Consider the following 26,523-nt stretch of genomic DNA (forward strand, 5'->3'; position numbering starts at 1 on the left):
AGCGCATCAGGGGTGATCGGCGGGCGGTACGCCAAACTGCGGCATGCCGTCTTTATCCCAGGTGACCAGCTTCACGCGGGTATGGCGGTTCGGGTCCCAGAGCGGATCGCCTTCGATTTCCGTATAGTTACGCGCGTGGTAGACCAGCACGTCCTGGCCGTCCGGCGTCGTAGTGAAGCTGTTGTGGCCCGGACCGTACTGCCGGTTCTCGTAACTGGTGGTAAAAACCGGCTGCGGTGATTTATGCCAGTTGCGCGGGTCGCGCATGTCCGCCGCCTGATCGATCCACAGCAGCCCTATGCAGTAGTTTTCATCGGTGGCGCTCGCGGAGTAGGCGACAAACAAACGCTCCCCATGTTTCACGACCGCCGGGCCTTCATTGACTAAAAAGCCGCGGCACTCCCACTCCAGCTCCGGTTTGCTCAGCATCACCGGTTCGCCTTTCAGCGTCCACGGGTTTTCCATCTCGCACAGGTAGAGATTGGAGTTGCCCGGAATATCCGGCGCTTTCTGCGCCCATAAATACCAGAGTTTGCCCTGATGCTCGAACGTCGTCGCATCCAGTGAAAAGGTGTCATACGGCGTTTTGATCTGGCCTTTTTCCACCCAGGTGCCGGTCAGCGGATCGCTGTCCGCGCACTCCAGGACATACATCCGGTGCTGGAACATGCTGTCTTTCAGCCCGCGCGTCGGGGCGGCGGCAAAGTAGATGTACCACTTGCCCTGGATATAGTGCAGCTCCGGCGCCCAGATAAGCTCGCTTGTCGGACCGGTGTCCGGCTTACGCCAGACCACCACCGGTGCGGCGTGACGCAGCGACTCAATAGACGGCGCGCGGCGGATCTCCAGCCGGTCATATTCCGGGACCGAGGCGATAAAATAGTACTGGCCCTGATGGTGCAGAATAAACGGGTCGGCGCGCTGTTCAATCAGCGGATTCGGCCAGGGAGAAGTATTCATCATCGCTCCTTAAGGTTTAACTTCCACAGGTTTGGTTTGCGGGTAATCAGCAAGCTCGCGGTAATTTTCGCGGCGTTTTTCCAGGTCGCTCTGAATACGCGCCATCAGTTCGCGGTCCACTTTCAGCATGCGCACAACGCCTGCGGTTATCAGATACCCGACGCCCGGTATGACGGTAAACAGCATGACGATGCCGTTAAGCGCGCTGTCGCTCTGGGCTTTAGCGCCCGCATCGTAGCCATACCAGGAGAGCAGGAAGCCCACCAGTGCGCCCGCGATAGCCAGCCCCAGCTTGAGGAAAAAGAGGTTGCCGGAGAAGCTGATGCCGGTAATACGTTTGCCGGTTTTCCACTCGCCGTAATCATCGACATCCGCCATCAGCGACCAGTGCAGCGGCGACGGGATCTGGTGCAGCACGTTGAGCAGGAAATACATCACCACAATCAGCACGGTGGCGTGCGGATTCAGGAAGTAGAAACCGCTTGAGAAAATCGCCAGCACGATGTTGGTCCAGAAGAAGACTTTCAGCTTGCACCAGCGGTCGGTCAGCACTTTGGCAAGCGTACTGCCAATCATCATGCCCACCACGCCGAGGCTGATAAACAGCGTGGCGAAGCTGGTGCTTTGCTGCATCACCCAGGTGACGTAATACATGGTGGCCGCCATGCGGATAAAACCGGGGCAGACGTTGCAGATAGTCAGCAGCAAAATGCGCACCCACTGGTCGTTCTTCCACACGTCTTTCAGATCGGCTTTTAAGTCGTCATTGGTCGGCACCGCCGGGCGGATACGCTCGCGCACGGTGGCGAAGCTGAACAGAAACATGCACATGCCAATCAGCGCCAGAATGGTCATGGCAATCTGATAGCCTTTGGCCTTATCGCCGCCGCCGAAGTAATCGACCATCGGCAACAGCGTCAGGGAGAGCAGCAGGGTGGCGATGCCCACCATCACGAAACGGTAAGACTGGCAGGCGACGCGCTCTTTCGGGTCGTTAGTAATAACGCTGCCAAGCGAGCAGTAGGGGATGTTGATGGCGGTATAGGTAATGGAGAGCAGGAAGTAGGTCACAAAGGCATAGACAACTTTGCTGCTGTAGCTCCAGTCCGGCGTGGTAAACATCAGCACGCTGAACAGGGCATACGGGAACGCTATCCACAGCAGCCATGGACGAAAACGCCCGAAGCGGCTGCGAGTGCGGTCGGCAATAGCGCCCATAATCGGGTCGGTCACCGCATCGATAACGCGAATTGAGAGAAGCAATACGCCCACCAGCGCCGGGGCAAGGCCAAAAATATCGGTATAGAAGTAATTAACAAACAACATGATGGCGCCAAAGATGATATTGCATCCGGCGTCACCCATTCCATAGCCGATTTTTTCTTTGACAGAGAGTCTGCTGTTTTCCATCGACACATCTCCGGTGAATAATATGGACAGAAGTATCATTCGGCCTAAGCAAAACTGCGCAGCAGTAATAGGTCGCAGAGATGGATAATCGTGTTGTGCGAAGGAATTTGTGAGGAAGGTAACAACCCTCACCCGGTCGGGTGAGGATTTTATCGCTTAGCGGGCGTGCGCCGCTTTCGCTTTTTTCTCTTTCACGAGGTAGCCGATACCGAGGATGACCAGCCATACCGGGATCAGCCATACGGAAATCGCCATGCCCGGCGTCATTAGCATAATCACCAGCACCGCGGCCATGAAGATAAGGCACAGCCAGTTACCGGCCGGATAGAGCAGCGCCGGGAAGCGCGGCGTGACGCCCTGCTGCTGTTTGGCGCGGCGAAAACGCATATGGGCCAGGCTAATCATCGCCCAGTTGATCACCAGCGCGGAGACCACCAGCGCCATCAGCAGGCCGAAGGCTTCCTGCGGGGCCAGATAGTTAATCAGCACACACAGCGCGGTAAAGGCCGCAGAAACCAGAATGGTGTTCACCGGCACGCCGCGTTTGTCGACTTTTTGCAGCGCCTGGGGGGCATTGCCCTGTTTGGCGAGGCCGAACAGCATGCGGCTGTTGCAGTAAACGCAGCTGTTGTAGACGGAGAGCGCGGCGGTCAGCACCACGATGTTCAGCGCGTTTGCCACCAGCGAATCGCCGAGTTCGTGGAAAATCAGCACGAACGGGCTGGTATCCGCGGTGATACGCGTCCACGGCAGCAGGGAGAGCAGCACAGCCAGCGACCCTACATAGAAGATCAGAATGCGGTAGATAACCTGATTGGTAGCTTTCGGAATGCTTTTTTCCGGCTCGTCCGCTTCCGCCGCCGTGATGCCGACCAGCTCAAGACCGCCGAAAGAGAACATGATAATCGCCATCATCATGACCAGCCCGGAGAGACCGTTCGGCAGGAAGCCGCCCTGATCCCAGAGGTTGCGCACCGTCGCCTGCGGACCCGCGGTGTCGCTAAACAGCAGCCAGGCGCCGAACAGGATCATCGCGACCACCGCGATAACTTTAATAATGGCGAACCAGAACTCCATCTCGCCGAACACTTTGACGTTGGTCAGGTTGATGGCGTTGATAACCACAAAGAAGACGGCAGCAGAGGCCCAGGTGGGGATTTCCGGCCACCAGAACTGGATATACTTACCGACCGCCGTCAGCTCGGCCATCGCCACCAGCACATACAGCACCCAGTAGTTCCAGCCGGAGGCAAACCCCGCGAAGCCGCCCCAGTATTTATAGGCAAAGTGGCTGAATGAGCCTGCAACGGGCTCCTCGACGACCATTTCGCCGAGCTGGCGCATGATCAGAAAGGCGATAAACCCCGCGATGGCGTAACCGAGAATAATCCCCGGCCCTGCGGACTGGATTACGGAGGCGCTGCCCAGAAACAGACCCGTACCGATAGCACCACCCAGCGCGATAAGCTGAATATGGCGGTTTTTGAGGCCGCGCTTCAGCGTGTCGCCGTGCTGTTGACCTTCCATCATAAAACCTCGTGTGTGGTTGTTTTTTATCCGCAGCGTGGCGCTGCTGTAATGTTGTTATGTCGCTGTGTGTAGTCTTTTCTTTACAGCCAATAAGGATGAAATTTGTAATAACGACTACCGCAGCGCCAAGAATAGTGATAAGCGCAGCCAAATGCACCTGCTTTCTCAGGGCTTCACGCGGAGTGAATAAAAAGAAACCATTTGTAAATCGCCGCGTTTATTCAGCAGACAGGCGCATTGATTTATTTTAAGCGAGGGATCTGAATGGATATTCATATTTTAATCTAATGAATCGGTTCAGTTTGCACGGCTTTACGTTTCACGAAAGTTAAAACTACCGCTTTTGAGGTAACGGGTTCATTTGCCCGGAGTTACATTTCTGAAACGTTATTTCTTTATGATTGTTAAAATATGCGGGCTTTCCTGATTTCAATCAAAACCAGGATGGACAGAAGGTGAATACTTTGTTACTTTAGCGACACGAACGTTAAATTGGTCATACCAATTGACTCCGGGCGAAATGGCAGAGACAGGGAATAATGGCCTACAGCAAAATCCGCCAACCAAAACTTTCCGATGTGATTGAGCAGCAACTGGAGTTTTTGATCCTCGAAGGGACGCTGCGTCCCGGCGAAAAACTGCCTCCTGAACGCGAACTGGCTAAACAGTTCGACGTTTCCCGACCCTCCCTGCGAGAGGCGATTCAGCGTCTCGAAGCGAAGGGCCTGCTGCTTCGTCGCCAGGGCGGCGGTACTTTTGTTCAGAGTACGCTCTGGCAAAGCTTCAGCGACCCGCTGGTAGAACTCCTCTCTGACCACCCCGAATCCCAGTTTGATCTGCTTGAGACGCGCCACGCGCTGGAAGGCATCGCGGCATACTACGCGGCGCTTCGCAGCACTGATGAAGACAGAACGCGCATCAGCGAATGTCATCAGGCCATTGAGCGCGCCCAGGAGTCCGGCGATCTGGACGCAGAATCAAACGCGGTGGTGCAGTATCAGATAGCGGTAACGGAAGCCGCCCATAATGTAGTGCTGCTTCATCTGCTACGCTGCATGGAGCCGATGCTGGCGCAAAACGTCCGTCAGAACTTCGAATTGCTCTACGCGCGACGTGAAATGCTGCCGCTGGTCAGCGGTCATCGCACCCGTATTTATGAGGCGATTATGGCGCGGGAACCGGAACAGGCGCGGGAAGCGTCGCACCGTCACCTGGCGTTCATTGAAGAAATTTTGCTGGATCGCAGCCGTGAGCAGAGTCGTCGCGATCGCTCGCTGCGTCGTCTGGAGCAGCGCAAGAATTAATGTTTTTCTGGCGTATGCCGGAAGATTTGTACCAAAAGCGCCATTGAAGCGCGGCAACTAAACCCAGAACCTGTCTTATTGCGCTTTGTTAAGTGCCCGTAGTTCAGGTTGCATCGCGGCGGCAAGATGAAGCCCTCACAACATGAAGGGGGCGCACAGCCGCTAAAGACGCAGCCGGACGCTGTAAGAGCACAGAGTGCAATGGGACAGGTTCCAGATAAATCAACGTATTAGATAGATGATAAGGAATACCCCCATGTCAGAACGTTTACAAAATGACGTGGATCCGATCGAAACTCGCGACTGGCTACAGGCGATCGAATCGGTAATCCGTGAAGAAGGTGTTGAGCGTGCTCAGTATCTGATCGATAAGCTGCTTTCCGAAGCCCGTAAAGGCGGCGTGAACGTAGCGGCGGGCAGTGCCGCCCGTCAGTACATCAATACCATCCCCGTTGAAGAAGAGCCGGAATACCCGGGTAATCTGGAACTGGAGCGCCGTATTCGTTCTGCTATCCGCTGGAACGCCATTATGACCGTGCTGCGTGCGTCCAAAAAAGACCTCGAGCTCGGCGGCCACATGGCGTCCTTCCAGTCTTCCGCGACCGTCTACGAAGTGTGCTTTAACCACTTCTTCCGTGCGCGCAACGACAAAGACGGCGGCGACCTGGTCTACTTCCAGGGCCACATCTCTCCGGGCGTTTACGCGCGCGCTTTCCTTGAAGGCCGCCTGACCGAAGAGCAGATGAACAATTTCCGTCAGGAAGTTCACGGCAACGGTCTGTCTTCTTACCCGCACCCGAAACTGATGCCGGAATTCTGGCAGTTCCCGACTGTATCCATGGGCCTTGGCCCGATCGGCGCTATCTACCAGGCGAAATTCCTGAAATATCTGGAACACCGCGGCCTGAAAGATACCTCTGAGCAGACCGTTTACGCCTTCCTCGGCGACGGTGAGATGGATGAGCCGGAATCCAAAGGCGCCATCACCATCGCGACCCGTGAAAAACTGGACAACCTGGTCTTCGTCATCAACTGCAACCTGCAGCGTCTGGACGGCCCGGTCACCGGTAACGGCAAAATCATCAACGAACTGGAAGGCATCTTCGAAGGCGCCGGCTGGAACGTTATCAAGGTGATGTGGGGTTCACGTTGGGACGAGCTGCTGCGTAAAGACACCAGCGGTAAACTGGTCCAGCTGATGAACGAAACCGTTGACGGCGACTATCAGACCTTCAAATCCAAAAACGGTGCCTACGTGCGCGAGCACTTCTTCGGTAAATACCCGGAGACCGCAGCACTGGTCGCAGACTGGTCTGACGATGAGATTTGGGCTCTGAACCGTGGCGGCCACGATCCGAAGAAAATCTACGCTGCATTCAAAAAAGCGAAAGAAACCAAAGGCAAAGCGACCGTTATCCTTGCTCACACCATTAAAGGTTACGGCATGGGCGACACCGCCGAAGGTAAGAACATCGCTCACCAGGTGAAGAAAATGAACATGGACGGCGTTCGCTACGTCCGTGACCGTTTCAGCGTACCGGTGACCGACGAGCAGCTGGAAAAACTGCCGTACATCACCTTCCCGGAAGGCTCTGAAGAGTACAAGTACCTGCACGAACGCCGCCAGGCGCTGCACGGTTACCTGCCGTCTCGCCAGCCGAACTTCACCGAGAAACTGGAGCTGCCGGCGCTGGAAGATTTCCGCTCCCTGCTGGATGAGCAGAGCAAAGAGATCTCCACCACTATCGCTTTCGTACGTGCTCTGAACGTAATGCTGAAGAACCCGTCTATCAAAGACCGTCTGGTTCCTATCATTGCCGACGAAGCCCGTACCTTCGGTATGGAAGGTCTGTTCCGTCAGATTGGTATCTACAGCCCGAACGGCCAGCAGTACACCCCGCAGGACCGTGAGCAGGTTGCCTACTACAAAGAAGACGAGAAAGGCCAGATTCTGCAGGAAGGGATCAACGAGCTGGGCGCAGGTTCTTCCTGGCTGGCGGCGGCGACCTCTTACAGCACCAACAACCTGCCGATGATCCCGTTCTACATCTACTACTCCATGTTCGGGTTCCAGCGTATCGGCGACCTGTGCTGGGCTGCGGGCGACCAGCAGGCGCGCGGCTTCCTGATCGGCGGCACCTCCGGTCGTACCACGCTTAACGGCGAAGGTCTGCAGCACGAAGATGGCCACAGCCACATTCAGTCGCTGACTATCCCGAACTGCATCTCCTACGATCCGGCTTTCGCTTACGAAGTTGCTGTCATCATGCATGACGGTCTGCAGCGTATGTACGGTGAAGCGCAGGAGAACGTGTACTACTACATCACCACGCTGAACGAAAACTACCACATGCCGGCCATGCCGCAGGGCGCTGAGGAAGGTATCCGTAAAGGTATCTACAAACTCGAAACCGTTGCAGGCGAGAAAGGTAAAGTTCAGCTGCTGGGCTCCGGCTCTATCCTGCGTCACGTCCGTGAAGCGGCACAGATCCTCGCGAAAGAGTACGGCGTGGGCTCTGACGTTTACAGCGTGACCTCCTTCACTGAGCTTGCTCGTGACGGTCAGGATTGCGAGCGCTGGAACATGCTGCACCCGCTGGAAACCCCGCGCGTTCCGTACATCGCTCAGGTGATGAACGATGCGCCGGCAGTGGCATCCACCGACTATATGAAACTGTTCGCCGAGCAGGTTCGTACTTATGTACCGGCTGACGATTATCGCGTACTGGGCACCGACGGCTTTGGCCGCTCTGACAGCCGCGAAAACCTGCGTCACCACTTCGAAGTTGATGCTTCTTATGTGGTCGTCGCAGCGCTGGGCGAACTGGCTAAACGTGGTGAAATCGATAAGAAAGTTGTGGCTGACGCCATCACCAAATTCAATATCGATGCAGATAAAGTCAACCCGCGTCTGGCATAAGAGGTAAAGAAATAATGGCTATCGAAATCAATGTACCGGACATCGGGGCGGACGAAGTTGAAGTCACCGAGATCCTGGTCAAAGTGGGCGACAAGGTTGAAGCTGAACAGTCGCTGATCACCGTAGAAGGCGACAAAGCCTCTATGGAAGTCCCGTCTCCGCAGGCGGGTGTGGTCAAAGAGATCAAAGTGTCCGTGGGTGACAAAGTCGAAACCGGCAAACTGATCATGATTTTCGATTCCGCCGACGGTGCAGCCGCTGCTGCACCTGCTAAGGCAGAAGAGAAGAAAGAAGCGGCACCGGCGCAGTCTGCTGCACCGGCGGCTGCGGCGGCAAAAGACGTTAACGTACCGGATATCGGCGGCGATGAAGTTGAAGTCACTGAAATCCTGGTGAAAGTTGGCGACAGCGTGACCGCTGAGCAGTCTCTTATCACCGTAGAAGGCGACAAAGCCTCTATGGAAGTCCCGGCACCGTTCGCGGGCAAGGTGAAAGAGATCAAAATCAACACCGGCGACAAAGTCTCCACCGGTTCCCTGATCATGGTCTTCGAAGTGGAAGGCGCGGCACCGGCTGCGGAAGCGAAACCGCAGGTGACCGAGCAGGCCGCATCTGCACCGGCTGCTGCTGCGGGCGCGAAAGACGTCAACGTACCGGATATCGGTGGCGATGAAGTCGAAGTGACCGAAGTGCTGGTGAAAGTGGGCGACAAAGTCACCGCTGAACAGTCTCTCATCACCGTAGAAGGCGACAAAGCCTCTATGGAAGTTCCGGCGCCGTTCGCGGGCACCGTGAAAGAGCTGAAAGTGAACGTGGGCGATAAAGTCTCCACCGGCTCCCTGATTATGGTCTTCGAAGTAGAAGGCGCGGCACCTGCTGCGGCTCCGGCGGCGAAACAGGAAGCGGCGGCACCGGCTCCGGCGGCGAAAGCTGACAAACCGGCTGCGGCGCCTGCTGCGAAAGCCGAAGGCAAATCTGAGTTCGCTGAGAACGACGCTTACGTTCACGCGACCCCGCTGATCCGTCGTCTGGCGCGTGAGTTCGGCGTTAACCTGGCGAAAGTGAAAGGCACCGGTCGTAAAGGCCGCATCCTGCGCGAAGACGTTCAGGCTTACGTGAAAGACGCGGTGAAACGCGCTGAAGCGGCGCCGGCTGCTGCCGCTGGCGGCGGTATCCCGGGCATGCTGCCGTGGCCGAAAGTAGACTTCAGCAAGTTTGGTGAAGTGGAAGAAGTGGAACTGGGCCGCATCCAGAAAATCTCTGGCGCGAACCTGAGCCGTAACTGGGTCATGATCCCGCACGTTACGCACTTCGACAAAACTGACATCACCGATCTGGAAGCGTTCCGCAAACAGCAGAACGCCGAAGCTGAGAAGCGTAAACTGGACGTGAAATTCACCCCAGTGGTCTTCATCATGAAAGCCGTTGCGGCGGCCCTTGAGCAGATGCCTCGCTTCAACAGCTCACTGTCTGAAGATGGCCAGCGCCTGACGCTGAAGAAATACATCAACATCGGTGTTGCGGTTGACACCCCGAATGGTCTGGTAGTTCCGGTCTTCAAAGACGTGAACAAGAAGAGCATTACCGAGCTGTCTCGCGAGCTGACCACTATCTCCAAAAAAGCGCGTGACGGTAAGCTGACTGCTGGCGAAATGCAGGGCGGTTGCTTCACCATCTCCAGCATCGGCGGCCTGGGCACCACCCACTTCGCGCCGATCGTGAACGCGCCGGAAGTGGCTATCCTCGGTGTCTCCAAGTCTGCGATGGAGCCGGTGTGGAATGGTAAAGAGTTTGTGCCGCGTCTGATGATGCCAATCTCTCTTTCCTTCGACCACCGCGTGATCGACGGTGCTGATGGTGCGCGTTTCATCACCATCATCAACAATATGCTGTCTGACATTCGCCGCCTGGTGATGTAAGCGAAAAAGCCGGCCTGACGGCCGGCTTTTTTCTGGTAATTCCGCCAGACTGTGCGAAATTATCCGATGCCAAAAGGATTCGTTTGCCGTTTGTTGTTTCAAAATTGTTAACAGTTTTGTAAAATGCAGGCGGATAGAACGTCCCGGTGGATGATGGGCGTTAAAATATAAGCGTCAGACCCGCCGGAAAATTACAAAGAGGTCATGATGAGTACTGAAATCAAAACTCAGGTCGTGGTACTTGGGGCAGGCCCGGCAGGCTACTCTGCGGCCTTCCGTTGCGCTGACTTAGGTCTGGAAACCGTCATTGTCGAGCGTTACAACACCCTGGGCGGTGTTTGCCTGAACGTAGGCTGTATCCCTTCTAAAGCTCTGCTGCACGTTGCGAAAGTCATCGAAGAAGCGAAAGCGCTGGCCGAGCACGGTATCGTTTTTGGCGAGCCGAAAACCGACATCGATAAAATCCGCACCTGGAAAGAAAAAGTCATCACTCAGCTGACCGGTGGTCTGGCGGGTATGGCCAAAGGCCGTAAAGTCAAAGTGGTGAACGGCCTCGGTAAATTCACCGGCGCGAACACCCTGGAAGTGGAAGGCGAGAACGGCAAAACCGTGATCAACTTCGACAACGCGATTATCGCGGCGGGCTCTCGTCCGATTCAGCTGCCGTTTATTCCGCATGAAGATCCGCGCGTATGGGATTCCACCGACGCCCTGGAACTGAAAGAAGTACCGAAACGTATGCTGGTCATGGGCGGCGGTATCATCGGTCTGGAGATGGGTACCGTTTACCATGCGCTGGGTTCAGAGATTGACGTGGTTGAAATGTTCGACCAGGTGATCCCGGCTGCCGACAAAGACATCGTTAAAGTCTTCACCAAGCGTATCAGCAAGAAATTCAACCTGATGCTGGAAACCAAAGTAACTGCCGTTGAAGCGAAAGAAGACGGTATTTACGTTTCCATGGAAGGTAAAAAAGCGCCTGCCGAAGCGCAGCGTTACGATGCCGTGCTGGTGGCTATCGGCCGTGTGCCGAATGGCAAAAACCTGGATGCGGGCAAAGCGGGCGTGGAAGTGGACGACCGTGGCTTCATCCGCGTTGACAAACAGCTGCGCACCAACGTGCCGCACATCTACGCTATCGGCGACATCGTCGGTCAGCCGATGCTGGCGCACAAAGGGGTTCACGAAGGTCACGTGGCCGCTGAAGTTATCGCGGGCATGAAACACTACTTCGACCCGAAAGTGATCCCGTCCATCGCTTACACCGAGCCAGAAGTGGCATGGGTGGGTCTGACCGAGAAAGAAGCGAAAGAGAAAGGCATCAGCTATGAAACCGCCACCTTCCCGTGGGCGGCTTCTGGCCGTGCTATCGCTTCCGATTGCGCAGACGGTATGACCAAACTGATTTTCGACAAAGAAACCCACCGTGTTATCGGCGGCGCGATTGTCGGCACCAACGGCGGCGAGCTGCTGGGTGAAATCGGTCTGGCTATCGAAATGGGCTGTGACGCGGAAGACATCGCGCTCACCATCCACGCGCACCCGACGCTGCACGAGTCTGTGGGCCTGGCGGCGGAAGTGTTCGAAGGTAGCATCACCGACCTGCCGAACCCGAAAGCGAAGAAGAAATAAGTTTCTTCAGATGAAAAAAGCGGCCTGTGGCCGCTTTTTTTATGGACGGCGTTCAGGGGCCACAGGCTGCCAGGTTTTATCAGGGCTAAACGTGTTTTCCTTTTTTAACGTTAAAGGGGAAAGGGACCGTGTAGTCCGGAATAAGAGGATGAGTATTTATTGCTCAATGATAACCGATAACAAAGCGCAGGACGGGCGACTAAGAAGACCGCCCTTGCGGGCGGTCAGCAGCTTAATTGCCCAGATTCAACACCAGCAGCACCGTGATGTCGGAAATATTCCAGCCACCGTGCGACGCCGCCAGCAGTGAACCCAGCGCAACGATGAGCGCAATAAGCCAACGCATCTCCATTGCGAGTAGTCCCGAAGGCGCTACGTTGATCCTCTCTTCACCGGGAAAGGCAGAACCAGGCAAGTATGTCATGCTTGCCACGTAGGTTAATGGAACTGCTTCCAGGCCCGGTGACTGGCTGCTACACCAGCGAAGCAGGCCAGGCGCTAATTTAGCGGGTCGAAGAGAAGGGCGGAAGGGGATTTCAGCGCTTGCAGCAAGTTACATGTAAATTCTGAAAGCGGTACGCAAAACGTACAACTGAGCTTGCGAGCAGAGCAGTCTGATGCCATCATTCTCCCTGTGTCATGCTTGCCACATAAACGGTGCAACGGTGTCTGCTACCACCCGCGCACAACAAGGAAACCGCCACCCGGCGGTTTTTTTGTGCCTGAAATCGCACTTCGCAAACGCGTTCTGCGGACCTTAACGATTCAGCAAAGATTTAATGTTGCTTTTTTGTAAACAGATTAACACTTCACCAGATTCCTGCTATTCTGCCCGTCGCGGAACCGGGCATTTACCCTACAAACTGCTGTCTCACAGGAGCGTGAAGAGAGAAGCCTGGCTCCGACTATGACAATGAGAGCGAGGAGAACCGTCGTGCTAGAAGAATACCGTAAGCACGTAGCTGAGCGTGCCGCCGAGGGGATTGTAGCCAAACCCTTAGATGCAACCCAAATGGCCGCACTCGTCGAGCTGCTGAAGAACCCGCCCGCGGGTGAAGAAGAGTTTCTGTTAGACCTGCTGACCAACCGTGTCCCCCCGGGCGTTGACGAAGCCGCCTATGTAAAAGCAGGTTTCCTTGCCGCTGTCGCCAAAGGTGATGCATCCTGCCCGCTGGTAACCCCTGAAAAAGCTATTGAACTGTTGGGCACCATGCAGGGCGGCTATAACATTCATCCGCTGATTGAAGCGCTGGATAACGAAAAGCTGGCGCCGATTGCCGCGAAAGCGCTGTCCCACACGCTGCTGATGTTCGACAACTTCTACGACGTGGAAGAGAAAGCGAAAGCGGGCAACGTGTACGCGAAGCAGATCATGCAATCCTGGGCCGATGCCGAATGGTTCCTGTCGCGCCCGTCGCTGCCTGAGAAAATCACCGTCACCGTATTCAAAGTGACCGGCGAAACCAACACCGACGATCTCTCCCCGGCGCCGGACGCCTGGTCGCGCCCGGATATCCCGCTGCACGCGCTGGCGATGCTGAAAAACGCCCGTGAAGGCATCGAGCCGGATCAACCCGGCGCCGTCGGCCCTGTTAAACAAATTGAGGCCCTGCAGCAGAAAGGCTTCCCGCTGGCCTACGTCGGCGATGTGGTCGGCACCGGCTCTTCCCGTAAATCCGCCACCAACTCCGTGCTGTGGTTTATGGGCGACGACATCCCGTTCGTGCCGAACAAACGCGGCGGCGGCGTGGTGCTCGGCGGCAAAATCGCGCCTATCTTCTTCAACACGATGGAAGATGCGGGCGCGCTGCCGGTCGAAGTGGACGTATCTAACCTGAACATGGGCGATGTGATTGACATCTACCCGTTCAAAGGCGAAGTGCGTAACCACGAAACCGGCGAGCTGCTGGCGAATTTCGAACTGAAAACCGACGTGCTGATTGACGAAGTGCGCGCGGGCGGTCGTATTCCGCTGATCATCGGTCGCGGCCTGACGACCAAAGCGCGTGAAGCGCTGGGGCTGCCGCACAGCGACGTGTTCCGTCACGCCAAAGACGTAGCGGAAAGCAACCGCGGCTACTCCCTGGCGCAGAAGATGGTCGGCCGCGCGTGCGGCGTCGCCGGCGTTCGTCCGGGCGCGTACTGCGAGCCGAAAATGACCTCCGTGGGCTCTCAGGACACCACCGGCCCGATGACCCGCGATGAGCTGAAAGACCTGGCGTGCCTCGGCTTCTCCGCCGATCTGGTGATGCAGTCCTTCTGCCACACGGCGGCGTATCCGAAGCCGGTCGACGTGACCACGCACCACACGTTGCCGGACTTCATCATGAATCGCGGCGGCGTGTCGCTGCGTCCGGGCGACGGCGTTATCCACTCCTGGCTGAACCGCATGCTGCTGCCGGATACCGTCGGCACCGGCGGCGACTCCCACACCCGTTTCCCGATCGGTATTTCGTTCCCGGCGGGCTCTGGCCTTGTGGCGTTCGCGGCCGCGACCGGCGTGATGCCGCTCGATATGCCGGAATCGGTGCTGGTGCGCTTTAAGGGCCAGATGCAGCCGGGGATTACGCTTCGTGACCTGGTTCACGCCATCCCTTACTACGCTATCCAGCAGGGCCTGCTGACCGTTGAGAAGAAGGGCAAGAAAAACATCTTCTCTGGTCGCATCCTGGAAATCGAAGGCTTGCCGGATCTGAAAGTCGAGCAGGCGTTTGAGCTGACCGACGCCTCTGCCGAGCGCTCTGCGGCGGGCTGCACCATCAAGCTCAACAAAGAGCCGATTATTGAGTACCTCAACTCCAACATCGTGCTGCTGAAGTGGATGATTGCCGAAGGCTACGGCGATCGCCGTACGCTGGAGCGTCGTATTCAGGGGATGGAGAAGTGGCTTGCCGATCCTCAACTGCTGGAAGCGGATGCTGACGCGGAATACGCGGCGGTGATCGACATCGATCTCAATGAAATCAAAGAGCCTATCCTGTGCGCGCCGAACGATCCGGACGATGCGCGTCTGCTCTCTGACGTCACCGGCGATAAGATTGACGAAGTGTTTATCGGCTCGTGCATGACCAACATCGGTCACTTCCGCGCTGCCGGTAAGCTGCTGGATACCCATAAAGGCCAGCTGCCGACCCGTCTGTGGGTTGCGCCGCCGACCCGTATGGACGCCGCACAGCTCACCGAAGAAGGCTACTACAGCGTCTTTGGTAAGAGCGGCGCGCGTATCGAGATCCCGGGCTGCTCGCTGTGCATGGGGAACCAGGCGCGCGTGGCGGACGGTGCGACGGTGGTATCCACCTCCACCCGTAACTTCCCGAACCGTCTCGGTACCGGCGCGAACGTCTATCTGGCGTCTGCCGAACTCGCTGCCGTCGCGGCGCTGATCGGTCGTCTGCCGACGCCGGATGAGTATCAGCAGTTCATGTCTCAGGTGGATAAAACCGCCGTGGACACCTACCGTTATCTGAACTTCGACCAGCTGAATCAGTACACTGAGAAAGCGGACGGCGTGATTTTCCAGACCGCGGTATAACGCACGCTTTGCCCGGCGTCATTCGCGGCGGGCAAGCCAGTAAAAAGGGAAGCCAGCGGCTTCCCTTTTTTATTGCGGTTAACGGCTCACGACTCGGCTTTGCCGTCGTAGCGCGGCAGGCTCACGACAGGATAAGTGAACTCGCCTTCCACCTGGCAGCGTTCCGGTTTTTGCTTGCCGGCGTCGAACAGCACATAGCGCTCATTTTCCGGGAAGTAGATCAGATCGTCGCCGTTACGAAACGAAATCGTCTCATAAGGCGTGCCGTTGTCGGTTTTGCTCTTCTCAATGCCGGACGCTATCTGGAAATGATTTTTCCATTTCATCGTCGAGAGGTGGTATTTGAAGAACGAGACCAGCACGTTGCCGCGGTTGACGCATTCGAGGCGCACGGCCTCGCCGGCATAGGCGGCGGAGAGCGGCAGCGCGACGGTGGTGAGCAGCAGCGCGCGGCGCAGGAGAGAAAGATTCACAGGCAACCCTATTCATCGGTACTTAAGATAAACCAAGAGTACCACAGCAAATGCAACCGCTTGTCTACGGCGGTGTTTTCAGTTTCGTCGGTGGCAGCGCTTTCCTTTGCGTTTCATGCTGCGATAATAACAACAGATAAACAATGCCGCGGTCAGGCACCGCCGGGCCAGAGGAAAACACCATGGATTATGAATTTTTACGCGACATCACCGGTGGGGTGAAAGTCCGCCTTTCAATGGGCCACGAAGCGCTCGGGCACTGGTTCAACGAAGAAGTAAAAGGCAATCTGGCGCTGCTGGATGAAGTGGAAGCGGCGACGCGCGAGGTAAAGGGCAGCGAGCGGCAGTGGCAGAAGACCGGCCATGAATACACCCTGTGGCTCGATGGCGAAGAAGTCATGGTGCGCGCCAATCAGCTGGAATTTTCCGGCGATGAAATGGAAGAAGGCATGAGTTACTACGATGAAGAGAGCCTGTCGCTGTGCGGCGTCGAGGATTTCCTTCAGGTGGTGAAAGCGTATCGCGACTTTCTGGCGCAGTACGGATAACGCGGCGCGTCCGTGCGCCGCGCGGGGTTATACGGACGGAATATTGCGTCCGTAATAGATTTCGCGCATCTCTTTCCAGAGCAGGTCGGTAATGACCTTGCGCTCTTCTTCGGTTAACTCTTCCGGTCGGGTGTGGAACATATAGTGCTTAAGGTCGAACTCCTTAAGCAACATCTTGGTATGGAAGATGTTTTCCTGATAAACGTTCACGTCCACCATGTCATACAGCGCTTTCATGTCGTCGGACAAAAAGTTCTGAATCGAGTTAATTTCGTGATCGATAAAGTGTTTCATGCCGTTCACGTCGCGGGTGAAGCCGCGCACGCGATAGTCGATGGTCACAATATCGGACTCAAGCTGGTGGATTAAATAATTCAGCGCCTTAAGAGGCGAAATTACGCCGCAGGTCGAGACTTCGATATCGGCGCGGAAGGTGCACAGGCCGCCTTCAGGGTGGCTTTCCGGGTAGGTGTGGACGCAAATATGGCTCTTGTCGAGATGTGCGACCACGGTCTCCGGCAGCGGGCCGGGGTGCTCGGTTTTGTCGATAAGCTGCGGGTCGACCGGCTCTTCGCTTACCAGAATCGTGACGCTGGCGCCCTGGGGCTCATAATCCTGGCGCGCGATATTCAGGATATTGGCACCGATAATCGAGCAGGTTTCCGTCAGGATTTCTGTCAGACGGTTAGCATTATAGAGTTCATCGATATACGCGATATAGCCATCGCGCTCTTCCGCCGTTTTGGCGTAGCAAATATCGTAAATACAAAAACTCAGGCTTTTGGTCAGGTTGTTAAAGCCATGCAGTTTCAGCTTTTTCAATTTTTATCACCTCCTTAGGATGCCTGAGACGCCAGGGCATCTTGCAAATATTGCGGCAGAGCGAAGGCTGCCGTATGAATGGCCGGATTGTAATAACGGCACTTCAGCCCGGCGGCGTGAAAGCGCGCCTGTAAGGTTTCGGTCGGCAGTTTGCGCAGGGCCTCGTTATCGGTCGCCCAGGCGAAGGTCATGATGCCGCCGTAGTAGGTGGGGATGGCCGCCTGATAGAAGCTGACGTCGCCAAAATAGTGGCTGAGCTTTTTATGGCTGCCGATGGCTTCCTCCTGCTGCAGGAAGCAGACGCCGTTCTGCGCGACAAAAATCCCGCCTGGATTGAGGCAGCGCTTGCACCCTTCGTAAAACGCGGACGTAAACAGGCTCTCGCCCGGACCGATAGGATCGGTGCAGTCGGAGATAATCACGTCGAATTTCTGGGTGGTCTGGTTGACGAAATTCACGCCGTCGTCAATCACCAGCGTAAAGCGCGGATCGTCGTAGCTGCCAGCGTTGTGGTTGGGAAGATGCTCGCGGCAAAACGCCACCACGCCCGCGTCGATCTCCACCATCGTGATGGATTCCACGCCCTTATGACGGGTCACTTCGCGCAGCATCGCGCCGTCGCCGCCGCCGATAATCAACACGCGCTTCGCGTGGCCGTGGGCCAGCAGTGGGACGTGCGTCATCATCTCGTGGTAGATAAACTCGTCGCGTTCGGTGGTTTGCACCACGCCATCAAGTGCCATCACCCGGCCAAAGGCGGCGTTCTCGAAAATAATCAGATCCTGATGATCGGTCTTTTCGCGATAGAGCACTTTGTCGACGGCAAAGTATTGACCAAACTGATCGTGCAGCGTTTCGTGCCACATAGGATTCTCGGTCACTGGCTGAACCTCCTTCGTTAACAACCCTTAAAAACGGGCGCAACATCATAGCTAACTATGACCGTGGATGCACGGTCACGATTTCACCAGAGGAGCAGGGGAGGGGATTACTTCACGTAGGCAAGCAGGCTGAGCGAGTCGCGCGCCAGCGCTTTGCACTTTTTCGCGGTAGGAATAGCGATGCCGCTCAGATCGCGATAGCTGTCCTCGCCGAGCGCCTTCATATTGAAGCTGTCGTAGTTGCTTAAATCCCACTGGTTTTGCTGGGCGAAAAACACCAGCGCGCGGCGGATCTGTCCGTTCGGCAGGTTCTGGTAGCCGCAATCGTTTTTCAGAAATACAAAAACAGCCGTCAGGTCGGCCATGTCTTCCGCTTCTGATTCACTCAGCGCAAAACTGTTGGTGGAAAAGGCCAACAGACAGCCCAGAAACATTAGCCTGACTACTTTTCTCATCACGTCTACCACTCGCCAACCGATACCCAACGATAGCACATTTCGTTCAGGCGCGACGAGGATATTTATGCAGGCAAACCGCGGTCACAGCGCCTTTTTACGTGCATTTTTATTCGCCCTGCCGCTATGCGGATTGCACTTATGACGCGCCAGACTTGACCTTCCTGCAAGGGGAGGGTTTAAGCTCAACGGGTGCACGTTGACGATAAGGACTGGAAGATGCAACGCCGAGATTTTATTAAGTACACCGCCGCGCTGGGCGCGTTAAGCGCGCTGCCGACATGGAGCCGGGCCGCGTTTGCCGCAGAGCAACCGGCGCTGCCCATTCCCGCGCTGCTGACGCCTGACGCCAGCAGTCGCATTCAGCTCACGGTGCAGGCGGGCAAAACCGCGTTCGCCGGGAAAAATGTCACCACCTGGGGCTATAACGGCTCGTTACTTGGCCCGGCGATTAAGCTGCGTCAGGGCAAGCCGGTGAATGTTGAGATCCGCAATACGCTCGCCGAAGAGACGACGGTGCACTGGCACGGGCTGGAAGTGCCGGGCGCGGTGGACGGCGGCCCGCAGGGCGTCATCGCGCCGGGGCAGACCCGCAGCGTGAGCTTTACGCCGGAGCAGCGCGCCGCGACGTGCTGGTTCCATCCGCATCAGCACGGCAAAACCGGGCATCAGGTCGCGATGGGGCTGGCGGGCCTGGTGCTGATTGAAGATACCGAAAGTCTGCAACTGATGCTGCCGAAGCTGTGGGGCGTCGACGACGTGCCGCTGATTATTCAGGATAAAAAATTTACCGCGGACGGCGAGGTCGATTATCAGCTGGATGTGATGACCGCCGCCGTGGGCTGGTTTGGCGATACGCTGCTGTGTAACGGCGCAGTGTATCCGCAGCATACGCCGCCGAAAGGCTGGCTGCGCCTGCGTCTGCTGAACGGCTGTAACGCGCGCACGCTGAACATCGCCGCCAGCGATAATCGTCCGCTGTACGTTATCGCCAGCGATGGCGGTCTGCTGGCAGAGCCGGTTAAAGTGACCGAACTGCCGATGCTGATGGGCGAGCGTTTCGAGGTGCTGGTGGAAACCCGCGACGGCAAACCTTTCGATATCGTGACGCTGCCGGTGACGCAGATGGGCATGACGGTCGCGCCGTTTGATAAACCGCAGCCGGTGGTGCGCATACAGCCTGTCGTGGTGCCCGCCTCGGGCACGCTGCCGGATAAGCTGGTGGACGTCCCGGCGCTGCCTTCGCTCGACGGGCTTCAGGAACGCTGGCTGCAATTAATGATGGATCCGATGCTCGATATGATGGGTATGCAGGCGCTGACGAAACGCTACGGCAAACAGGCGCTGGCAGGCAACCCGCACGGGCAGATGATGGACCAGATGGGCCACGGCAAGATGTCGCACGGCGCGATGAACCACGGCGGGCACGGGTTCGATTTCCACAACGCCAATAAGATTAACGGAAAGGCGTTTGATATGAACGCGCCCGCGTTCGCGGCGGCGCTCGGAAAATATGAGCGCTGGACCGTTTCCGGCGAGGGCGACATGATGTTGCATCCGTTCCATATCCACGGCACGCAGTTCCGCATTCTGACCGAAAACGGCAAGCCGCCCGCCGCGCATCGCGCCGGGTGGAAAGACACCGTCTGGGTGGAAGGCGCGCGCAGCGAAGTGTTGGTGCGTTTTGATTACGCGGCGTCGGCGGAGCATGCCTATATGGCGCATTGCCATTTGTTAGAGCACGAAGACACCGGGATGATGTTAGGTTTTACGGTGGCGTGATGGGTGATGGCGGGTGCGCTTCGCTTACCCGCCCTACAACATTGACGGTGAGCGCGGCGTAGGGTGGGTAAGCGAAGCACACCCACCGGTTTTCGAATAATCCCGCCCCACAAACCCCACCCATAAAAAAAGCCCCTCGATGAGGGGCTTTGTTTTATCTGACAACGGTTACTTCGCATCATCCGGCAGCGCATAGGCGACGATATAATCGCCCATTTTGGTGCCGAACGAGCCGTGGCCGCCTGCGGAGATCACGACATACTGCTTGCCGTTCACTTCATAGGTCATCGGCGTCGCCTGGCCGCCAGCCGGCAGGCGGGCTTCCCACAGCTTCTCGCCGTTGGTCACGTTGTACGCGCGCAGGTAGTTATCCGCCGTCGCGCCAATGAACAGGACGTTGCCGCCGGTGGTGATAGGACCACCAAGCATCGGCATACCCATGTTAAACGGCACCGGGAACGGCATCGGGAACGGCATGCTGTCGCGCGGCGTACCGATACGTTTTTTCCACACCACGTCGTTGGTCTTCAGATCCAGCGCGGAGATATAACCCCATGCCGGCTGCTTACACGGCAGACCAAACGGAGAGAGGAACGGGTTCAGGGTCACGCCGTAAGGCACGCCGTACTGCGGCTGGATACCGGATTCACTGCCGGTGCCCTGCGCGTCTTTCGGCTGCTCCATCGGGTTGCCCGGACCACGCGGAACGAGTTTGGACACGAACGGCAGCGCCATCGGGTTGGCAATCGCCACCTGACGGTGCGGATCGATAGCCAGACCGCCCCATTCGAACATCCCCAGGTTACCCGGGAACACCAGCGTGCCCTGCTCAGACGGCGGGGTAAAGATGCCTTCGTAACGCAGGCTGTGGAACATCACGCGGCAGACCAGCTGGTCATACATCGTGGCGCCCCACATATCCGCGCCGCTCAGATCTTTCTTCGGACGGAAGGAAAGGTCGGAGAACGGCTGCGTCGGCGTCACGTAGTCGCCTTTCGCAGCACCCTGCGGAACCGGTTTTTCCGGTGCCGGGACAACCAGCTTGCCGTTGCGGCGATCCAGCACAAAGATGTTGCCGGTTTTCGCCGGAGCGTAAATCACCGGAACGGTTTCGCCTTTCACGGTAATGTCGGCGAGCGTCGGCTGCGCAGGCAGGTCCATATCCCACAGGTCGTGGTGAACGGTCTGATAAGACCACACCAGCTTACCGGTCGAGGCGTTCAGCGCGACGATAGAGCTCGCGTAGCGCTCCTGCTCCGGCGTGCGGTTGCCGCCCCAGATATCCGGGGTGGTCACGCCCATCGGCAGGTAGACCATGTCGAGTTTCGCATCATAAGACGCTGGCGCCCACGAGTTCGGGGAGTTCAGCGAGAAGTGATGCTCGTCGGCCGGGATAGCATTCGGGTCTTTCGCACCCGGATCGAACGCCCACAGCAGTTTACCGGTGTTGATATCAAAACCACGGATGACGCCTGACGGCTCACGGGTGGAGAAGTTATCGGTCACCGCGCCTGCGATAACAATCACCTTATCGGTGACGATCGGCGGAGACGTCGGCTCATACATACCCGGCGTCGTGACCGGCATGTTGGTTTGCAGGTTCAGAATGCCTTTATTAGCGAAGCTTTCACACAGCTTGCCGTTATCCGCATTCACCGCAAACAGACGACCGTCGTTCACCGGCAGGATAATACGACGCGGGCAATCCGCGACAACGTCCGGGTTAGCATTCGCCGCCGTCGCTTCGTGATAAGACACGCCGCGGCAGGTGACGTGCTGGAACGTCGGGTTCGTATTCAGCTGCGGATCGAAGTGCCATTTCTCTTTACCGGTCGCGGCATCAACGGCGAAAAGACGCTGGTGCGCGGTGCAAAGGAAAAGGGTGTCGCCCACTTTAATCGGCGTCACTTCGTTAGTGATTTCACCCGGATCGTTCGGTAGCTTCAGGTCGCCGGTGCGGAACACCCAGGCTTCTTTCAGCTGATGAACGTTATCGGTGTTGATCTGCTTAAGCGGAGAGTAACGCTGACCTTCCTGGTTACGCCCGTAAGCCGGCCAGTCGCCGTCAGGAATGCTCTGGCTGCCGTTCACGGCGGCAGGCGTGCTGTCCGCGCTGAGCGTGCCGTTGATTTCCTGCGGATCGTTAAAGCCCGCCCAGAACAGGAGCCCGGCAGTGATAATTAACGAGACCAGCAGCGCTGGTACGCCTGCGCGTGACGGCGTGCTGAGGCGACGCCAGACGAAAGGCAGGATAAGCCAGACGCCGAAGAACACCAGTACGTCGCAACGCGGCGTCAGCGCCCAGAAGTCGAAGCCGACTTCCCAGATGCCCCATGCCATCGTCCCAAGCAGGATAATGGCGTAAAGCCACAGCGCCGCGGCGTTACGTTTCCAGAGTAACCACGCTGTCGCCAGCATGCCCACCCCTGCGATGGGGTAGTACCAGGACCCCCCGATTGAAACCAGCCATATTCCACCAACCAATAAATACAGCCCTGATAATGCTGCGAACAGGGCTGTGAGAATCACGAGAAGTCGTGATTGTGTCTTTTTTGTTTCTGCCATAACCACACTCTTAATTTTTAAGTAGCAAGTTATTATAGTTGTTAACATATGTGATCTTAATCACAAAAAGAGCTTTTCGCACTTTTCTGCCGTCAGGGCGTTTTACTGGTATACTGCCCCGCTTCTCAATCGTTACCGGCGGCAGCCGCGGCGGGTAGCGGTGATTTATTTTTAAATCAAACGGTTAGCGATATGAAACATACTGTTGAAGTGATGATTTCCGAGGCGGAAATCAAGGCGCGCGTTGAGGAACTGGGCCGTCAGATTACGGAACGCTATCAGGACAGCGGCAGCGAAATGGTGCTGGTTGGGCTGCTGCGTGGCTCTTTTATGTTCATGGCGGACCTGTGTCGTCAGGTCAAGGTCGGGCATGAAGTCGATTTTATGACCGCCTCCAGCTATGGCAGCGGCATGTCCTCAACGCGGGATGTCAAAATCCTCAAAGACCTGGATGAAGATATTCGCGGCAAGGATGTGCTGATCGTTGAAGATATTATCGACTCCGGCAATACGCTGTCGAAAGTGCGCGAGATCCTGAGCCTGCGCGGGCCGAAATCGCTCGCTATCTGTACGCTGCTGGATAAACCGTCGCGTCGCGAAGTGGAGGTCGAAGTGGAGTTTGTCGGCTTCTCGATCCCGGATAAATTTGTGGTGGGTTACGGCATCGATTACGCCCAGCGCTATCGTCATCTGCCGTATATCGGCAACGTGGTGATGCTGGAAGAGTAAATCCAGCGCGCAAAAAAAGGGGCCTTTGGCCCCTTTTTTATTTCACGAACGCCCTTACTTATGGCTGGCGTGCGTTTTCTGAATGTTGGAAACGCCTTTGCGATAGCCCTGTTCCAGGGTGTCGCGGTTAGTGGCGGTCACGTCCAGATCGCGCAGGAGGCCATCGTGAATGCCGTAAGCCCAGCCGTGCAGCGTGACGTTCTGGCCGCGTTTCCAGGCGGACTGCATAATGGTGGAGTGGCCGAGGTTATAGACCTGCTCCATCACGTTCAGCTCGCACAGGGTGTCGAGACGTTTCTCCTGCGGCAGTTCGTTCAGCAGCGCGCTATGTTTAAACCAGATGTCGCGGATGTGCAGCAGCCAGTTGTTGATAAGGCCAAGCTCCGGGTTTTCCACCGCCGCCTGCACGCCGCCGCAGCCGTAGTGGCCGCAGATAATGATATGTTCTACTTCCAGCACGTCGACCGCGTACTGCACCACAGAGAGGCAGTTAAGATCGGTGTGGATAACCAGGTTCGCGACGTTGCGGTGGACGAAAATCTCGCCCGGCTCAAGGCCGGTCAAACGTTCAGCCGGTACGCGGCTGTCGGAACAGCCGATCCACAGAAATCGTGGTTTCTGCGCCTGCGCCAGACGTTCAAAAAAGCCAGGGTCTTCTTCCACCAGCATTTTTGACCAGATTTCGTTATTACTAATAAGTGTGCTGATATCTTTCATAGAGGTTAACGACCTGTAACCAGACAATTGCGTTGGGGTAATATAGGGCAACTAAACTTTTTTTTAAACCATACAACTTATGCAAGAAAACAAGGTGACTGGACATCCATGACAATTGCACTGGAGCTGGAGCAGCTTAAAAAAACCTATCCGGGCGGCGTACAGGCGCTGCGCGGCATTGATTTACAAGTCGAAGCGGGGGATTTTTACGCCCTGCTGGGGCCTAACGGCGCGGGAAAGTCGACCACCATCGGCATCATCAGCTCACTGGTCAATAAATCCTCCGGTCGGGTGCGCGTGTTTGGGTACGATCTGGAACGGGATGTGGTGAACGCCAAACGCCAGCTTGGACTGGTGCCGCAGGAGTTTAACTTCAACCCCTTCGAGACCGTACAGCAGATCGTGGTCAATCAGGCGGGTTATTACGGCGTGGAGCGCCGGGAGGCCATCGAGCGCAGCGAAAAGTATTTAAACCAGCTCGATCTGTGGGAAAAACGCAACGAACGCGCGCGTATGCTCTCTGGCGGGATGAAGCGTCGTCTGATGATTGCCCGCGCCCTGATGCACGAGCCGAAGCTGCTGATCCTTGATGAACCGACGGCGGGCGTCGATATCGAACTGCGCCGCTCGATGTGGGGCTTTTTGAAAGATCTCAATGACAAAGGCACGACGATCATTCTCACCACGCATTACCTTGAAGAAGCGGAAATGCTGTGCCGTAACATTGGCATCATCCAGCGTGGTGAACTGGTGGAAAACACGTCGATGAAATCGCTACTTTCCAAGCTGAAATCAGAGACGTTTATTCTCGATCTCGCGGCGAAAAGCCCGCTGCCGAAGCTTGAAGGCTATCAGTATCGTCTGGTGGATACCGCCACCCTTGAAGTGGAAGTGCTGCGCGAGCAGGGCATCAACAGCGTCTTTAATCAGCTCACCGCCCAGGGCGTGCAGGTGCTGAGTATGCGTAATAAAGCGAACCGTCTTGAAGAGCTGTTCGTCACGCTGGTGAATGAAAAACAAGGAGATCGCGCATGATGCAGCTTTACTGGGTCGCCCTGAAAAGTATCTGGGCGAAAGAAGTGAACCGGTTCGCCCGCATCTGGATCCAGACCCTGGTGCCGCCGGTCATCACCATGACCCTCTATTTTATTATTTTCGGCAATCTTATTGGCTCGCGTATCGGCGAAATGCACGGCTTTAGCTACATGCAGTTCATCGTGCCGGGTCTCATCATGATGGCGGTTATCACCAACTCCTACGCCAACGTGGCGTCGTCATTCTTCAGCGCCAAGTTTCAGCGCAATATCGAAGAGCTGCTGGTGGCACCCGTGCCTACGCATGTGATTATCGCCGGTTATGTGGGCGGTGGAGTGGCGCGCGGGCTGTGCGTCGGCGTGCTGGTAACGGCCGTGTCGCTGTTCTTCGTGCCGTTCCATGTCCACTCGTGGCTGTTTGTCGCCCTGACGCTGCTGATGACCGCTATTCTGTTCTCGCTCGCGGGCCTGCTAAACGCGGTCTTCGCCAAAACGTTTGACGATATCAGCCTCATTCCGACCTTTGTGCTGACGCCGCTCACTTATCTTGGCGGGGTGTTTTATTCACTGACGCTGCTGCCGCCGTTCTGGCAGGCGCTGTCGCATTTAAACCCGGTTGTCTACATGATTAGCGGCTTCCGCTTTGGTTTCCTCGGCATTTCTGATGTGCCGCTGCTGTTTACCGTCGCGGTGCTGGCGTGCTTTATCGTCGCGTTCTACCTGCTGTGCTGGTATCTCATTAGCCGCGGGCGCGGCCTGCGTTCCTGATGCGTTAACCGCGTCGGCGTTGATGAATATCACGCCGACGCGCCGCCACTTCGCTACACTACCCGACCTGATGCAAGGAGATCTGCCATGTTAGGTTGGGTTATCGCCTGTCACGATTACGCCGCCCGCGACTATGCTGAGAAGCTTGAGGCGCAGTATGGCCCGCTGACGCTGTGCCGCACGGTGGATTACTGGGCGGGGCTCAGCACCAATATGCTAAGCCGCATGATGTGCGACGCGCTCTGGCACGTGGATGCTGGCGACGGCGTCATTTTCCTCACCGACACCGTCGGCGGCGCGCCGTATCGCGCGGCGGCGTTGTTAAGCCATAAATACCCGCACAGCGAAGTGATTGCCGGGGTCACCATGGCGTTGCTGACGCAGATGTACCCGCTACGCGACGCGTGCGACAGCGCCGCGTTTCGCGACGCCATCGTGCAGGCTGGCGGCGAGGGCGTCACCAGCCTCTGGCATCAGCAACAAAAGAACCCGCCGTTTGTCCTGCTGCGCGATAAATAACAGATTGACTTGGTATTCATGTC

Annotated in this window: 20 protein-coding genes; 11 read left to right on the forward strand and 9 right to left on the reverse strand. The window is 56.7% G+C overall.

Annotated elements, in window-relative coordinates; translation table 11 throughout:
- Positions 1 to 6: 6 nt before the first annotated feature.
- The 3 genes from AFK67_RS03755 to aroP all read right to left on the reverse strand — a co-directional run bounded on the left by AFK67_RS03755 (position 7) and on the right by aroP (position 3,897).
- Complete coding sequence (locus AFK67_RS03755; RefSeq protein WP_007727171.1) at positions 7 to 960, reverse strand: glycoside hydrolase family 43 protein; 954 nt, start codon at positions 958 to 960, stop codon at positions 7 to 9.
- 9 nt (positions 961 to 969) lie between these two features.
- Positions 970 to 2,370 (reverse strand): glycoside-pentoside-hexuronide (GPH):cation symporter, encoded by a 1,401-nt coding sequence (locus AFK67_RS03760; RefSeq protein WP_007727175.1) that lies wholly within the window; start codon positions 2,368 to 2,370, stop codon positions 970 to 972.
- A gap of 156 nt (positions 2,371 to 2,526) precedes the next feature.
- On the reverse strand, positions 2,527 to 3,897 hold the full coding sequence (gene aroP, locus AFK67_RS03765; RefSeq protein WP_032967457.1) for an aromatic amino acid transporter AroP: 1,371 nt from the start codon (positions 3,895 to 3,897) through the stop codon (positions 2,527 to 2,529).
- A gap of 542 nt (positions 3,898 to 4,439) precedes the next feature.
- Here aroP and pdhR point away from each other — a divergent pair.
- The 5 genes from pdhR to acnB all read left to right on the forward strand — a co-directional run bounded on the left by pdhR (position 4,440) and on the right by acnB (position 15,207).
- Positions 4,440 to 5,204 (forward strand): pyruvate dehydrogenase complex transcriptional repressor PdhR, encoded by a 765-nt coding sequence (gene pdhR, locus AFK67_RS03770; protein WP_007727181.1) that lies wholly within the window; start codon positions 4,440 to 4,442, stop codon positions 5,202 to 5,204.
- 256 nt (positions 5,205 to 5,460) lie between these two features.
- The gene (gene aceE, locus AFK67_RS03775; RefSeq protein WP_007727184.1) at positions 5,461 to 8,124 is read left to right on the forward strand and encodes a pyruvate dehydrogenase (acetyl-transferring), homodimeric type; all 2,664 of its coding nucleotides are present in this window, start codon (positions 5,461 to 5,463) and stop codon (positions 8,122 to 8,124) included.
- A 14-nt stretch (positions 8,125 to 8,138) separates the two neighbouring features.
- Complete coding sequence (gene aceF, locus AFK67_RS03780; protein WP_007727186.1) at positions 8,139 to 10,043, forward strand: pyruvate dehydrogenase complex dihydrolipoyllysine-residue acetyltransferase; 1,905 nt, start codon at positions 8,139 to 8,141, stop codon at positions 10,041 to 10,043.
- A 207-nt stretch (positions 10,044 to 10,250) separates the two neighbouring features.
- Positions 10,251 to 11,675 (forward strand): dihydrolipoyl dehydrogenase, encoded by a 1,425-nt coding sequence (gene lpdA / locus AFK67_RS03785; RefSeq protein WP_032991556.1) that lies wholly within the window; start codon positions 10,251 to 10,253, stop codon positions 11,673 to 11,675.
- A 934-nt stretch (positions 11,676 to 12,609) separates the two neighbouring features.
- On the forward strand, positions 12,610 to 15,207 hold the full coding sequence (acnB, locus tag AFK67_RS03790; RefSeq protein WP_085958839.1) for a bifunctional aconitate hydratase 2/2-methylisocitrate dehydratase: 2,598 nt from the start codon (positions 12,610 to 12,612) through the stop codon (positions 15,205 to 15,207).
- Positions 15,208 to 15,293: 86 nt separating this feature from the next.
- On the opposite strand, the gene AFK67_RS03795 is transcribed toward acnB, so the two are convergent.
- Entirely contained in the window at positions 15,294 to 15,680 is a 387-nt protein-coding gene (locus AFK67_RS03795) for a hypothetical protein (protein WP_007727192.1), read from the reverse strand.
- Between the two features lie 182 nt (positions 15,681 to 15,862).
- Between AFK67_RS03795 and yacL the strand changes: the two genes are divergently transcribed.
- Positions 15,863 to 16,228 (forward strand): protein YacL, encoded by a 366-nt coding sequence (gene yacL / locus AFK67_RS03800; protein WP_007727202.1) that lies wholly within the window; start codon positions 15,863 to 15,865, stop codon positions 16,226 to 16,228.
- A 27-nt stretch (positions 16,229 to 16,255) separates the two neighbouring features.
- Here yacL and speD read toward each other — a convergent pair whose 3' ends face one another.
- From speD to AFK67_RS03815, 3 genes are all read right to left on the reverse strand, one after another.
- Entirely contained in the window at positions 16,256 to 17,050 is a 795-nt protein-coding gene (speD, locus tag AFK67_RS03805; protein WP_007727204.1) for an adenosylmethionine decarboxylase, read from the reverse strand.
- Positions 17,051 to 17,064: 14 nt separating this feature from the next.
- Positions 17,065 to 17,916 (reverse strand): polyamine aminopropyltransferase, encoded by an 852-nt coding sequence (gene speE, locus AFK67_RS03810; RefSeq protein WP_007727205.1) that lies wholly within the window; start codon positions 17,914 to 17,916, stop codon positions 17,065 to 17,067.
- A 122-nt stretch (positions 17,917 to 18,038) separates the two neighbouring features.
- Positions 18,039 to 18,386 carry a YacC family pilotin-like protein gene (locus AFK67_RS03815; protein WP_015386992.1) on the reverse strand — a complete coding sequence of 116 codons (348 nt, stop codon included), beginning with the start codon at positions 18,384 to 18,386 and terminating at the stop codon, positions 18,039 to 18,041.
- A gap of 219 nt (positions 18,387 to 18,605) precedes the next feature.
- Here AFK67_RS03815 and cueO point away from each other — a divergent pair, with 219 nt between their 5' ends.
- Entirely contained in the window at positions 18,606 to 20,168 is a 1,563-nt protein-coding gene (gene cueO, locus AFK67_RS03820; RefSeq protein ID WP_007727218.1) for a multicopper oxidase CueO, read from the forward strand.
- Positions 20,169 to 20,336: 168 nt separating this feature from the next.
- Here cueO and AFK67_RS03825 read toward each other — a convergent pair whose 3' ends face one another.
- On the reverse strand, positions 20,337 to 22,733 hold the full coding sequence (locus AFK67_RS03825; RefSeq protein ID WP_032967456.1) for a glucose/quinate/shikimate family membrane-bound PQQ-dependent dehydrogenase: 2,397 nt from the start codon (positions 22,731 to 22,733) through the stop codon (positions 20,337 to 20,339).
- A gap of 192 nt (positions 22,734 to 22,925) precedes the next feature.
- On the opposite strand from AFK67_RS03825, the gene hpt reads away from it, so the two are divergent.
- Entirely contained in the window at positions 22,926 to 23,462 is a 537-nt protein-coding gene (gene hpt / locus AFK67_RS03830) for a hypoxanthine phosphoribosyltransferase (protein WP_007727223.1), read from the forward strand.
- A gap of 54 nt (positions 23,463 to 23,516) precedes the next feature.
- Here hpt and can read toward each other — a convergent pair whose 3' ends face one another.
- Positions 23,517 to 24,179 carry a carbonate dehydratase gene (gene can / locus AFK67_RS03835; RefSeq protein WP_007715458.1) on the reverse strand — a complete coding sequence of 221 codons (663 nt, stop codon included), beginning with the start codon at positions 24,177 to 24,179 and terminating at the stop codon, positions 23,517 to 23,519.
- 108 nt (positions 24,180 to 24,287) lie between these two features.
- On the opposite strand from can, the gene AFK67_RS03840 reads away from it, so the two are divergent.
- The 3 genes from AFK67_RS03840 (at position 24,288) to AFK67_RS03850 (ending at position 26,500) form a co-directional block, all read left to right on the forward strand.
- A complete protein-coding gene (locus tag AFK67_RS03840) occupies positions 24,288 to 25,214 on the forward strand; it encodes an ABC transporter ATP-binding protein (RefSeq protein ID WP_007715456.1) in 927 nt (308 codons plus the stop codon).
- Positions 25,211 to 25,981: an ABC transporter permease gene (locus AFK67_RS03845; RefSeq protein WP_007715454.1), complete on the forward strand. Its 771-nt coding sequence runs from the start codon at positions 25,211 to 25,213 to the stop codon at positions 25,979 to 25,981. Before AFK67_RS03840 ends, AFK67_RS03845 begins: the two co-directional genes overlap by 4 nt.
- An 87-nt stretch (positions 25,982 to 26,068) precedes the next feature.
- Positions 26,069 to 26,500 (forward strand): PTS sugar transporter subunit IIA, encoded by a 432-nt coding sequence (locus AFK67_RS03850; protein WP_007715452.1) that lies wholly within the window; start codon positions 26,069 to 26,071, stop codon positions 26,498 to 26,500.
- Positions 26,501 to 26,523: the final 23 nt, after the last annotated feature.

Origin of the sequence: Cronobacter dublinensis subsp. dublinensis LMG 23823 (genome assembly GCF_001277235.1) — a bacterium.
Taxonomy (GTDB): Bacteria; Pseudomonadota; Gammaproteobacteria; order Enterobacterales; family Enterobacteriaceae; genus Cronobacter; species Cronobacter dublinensis.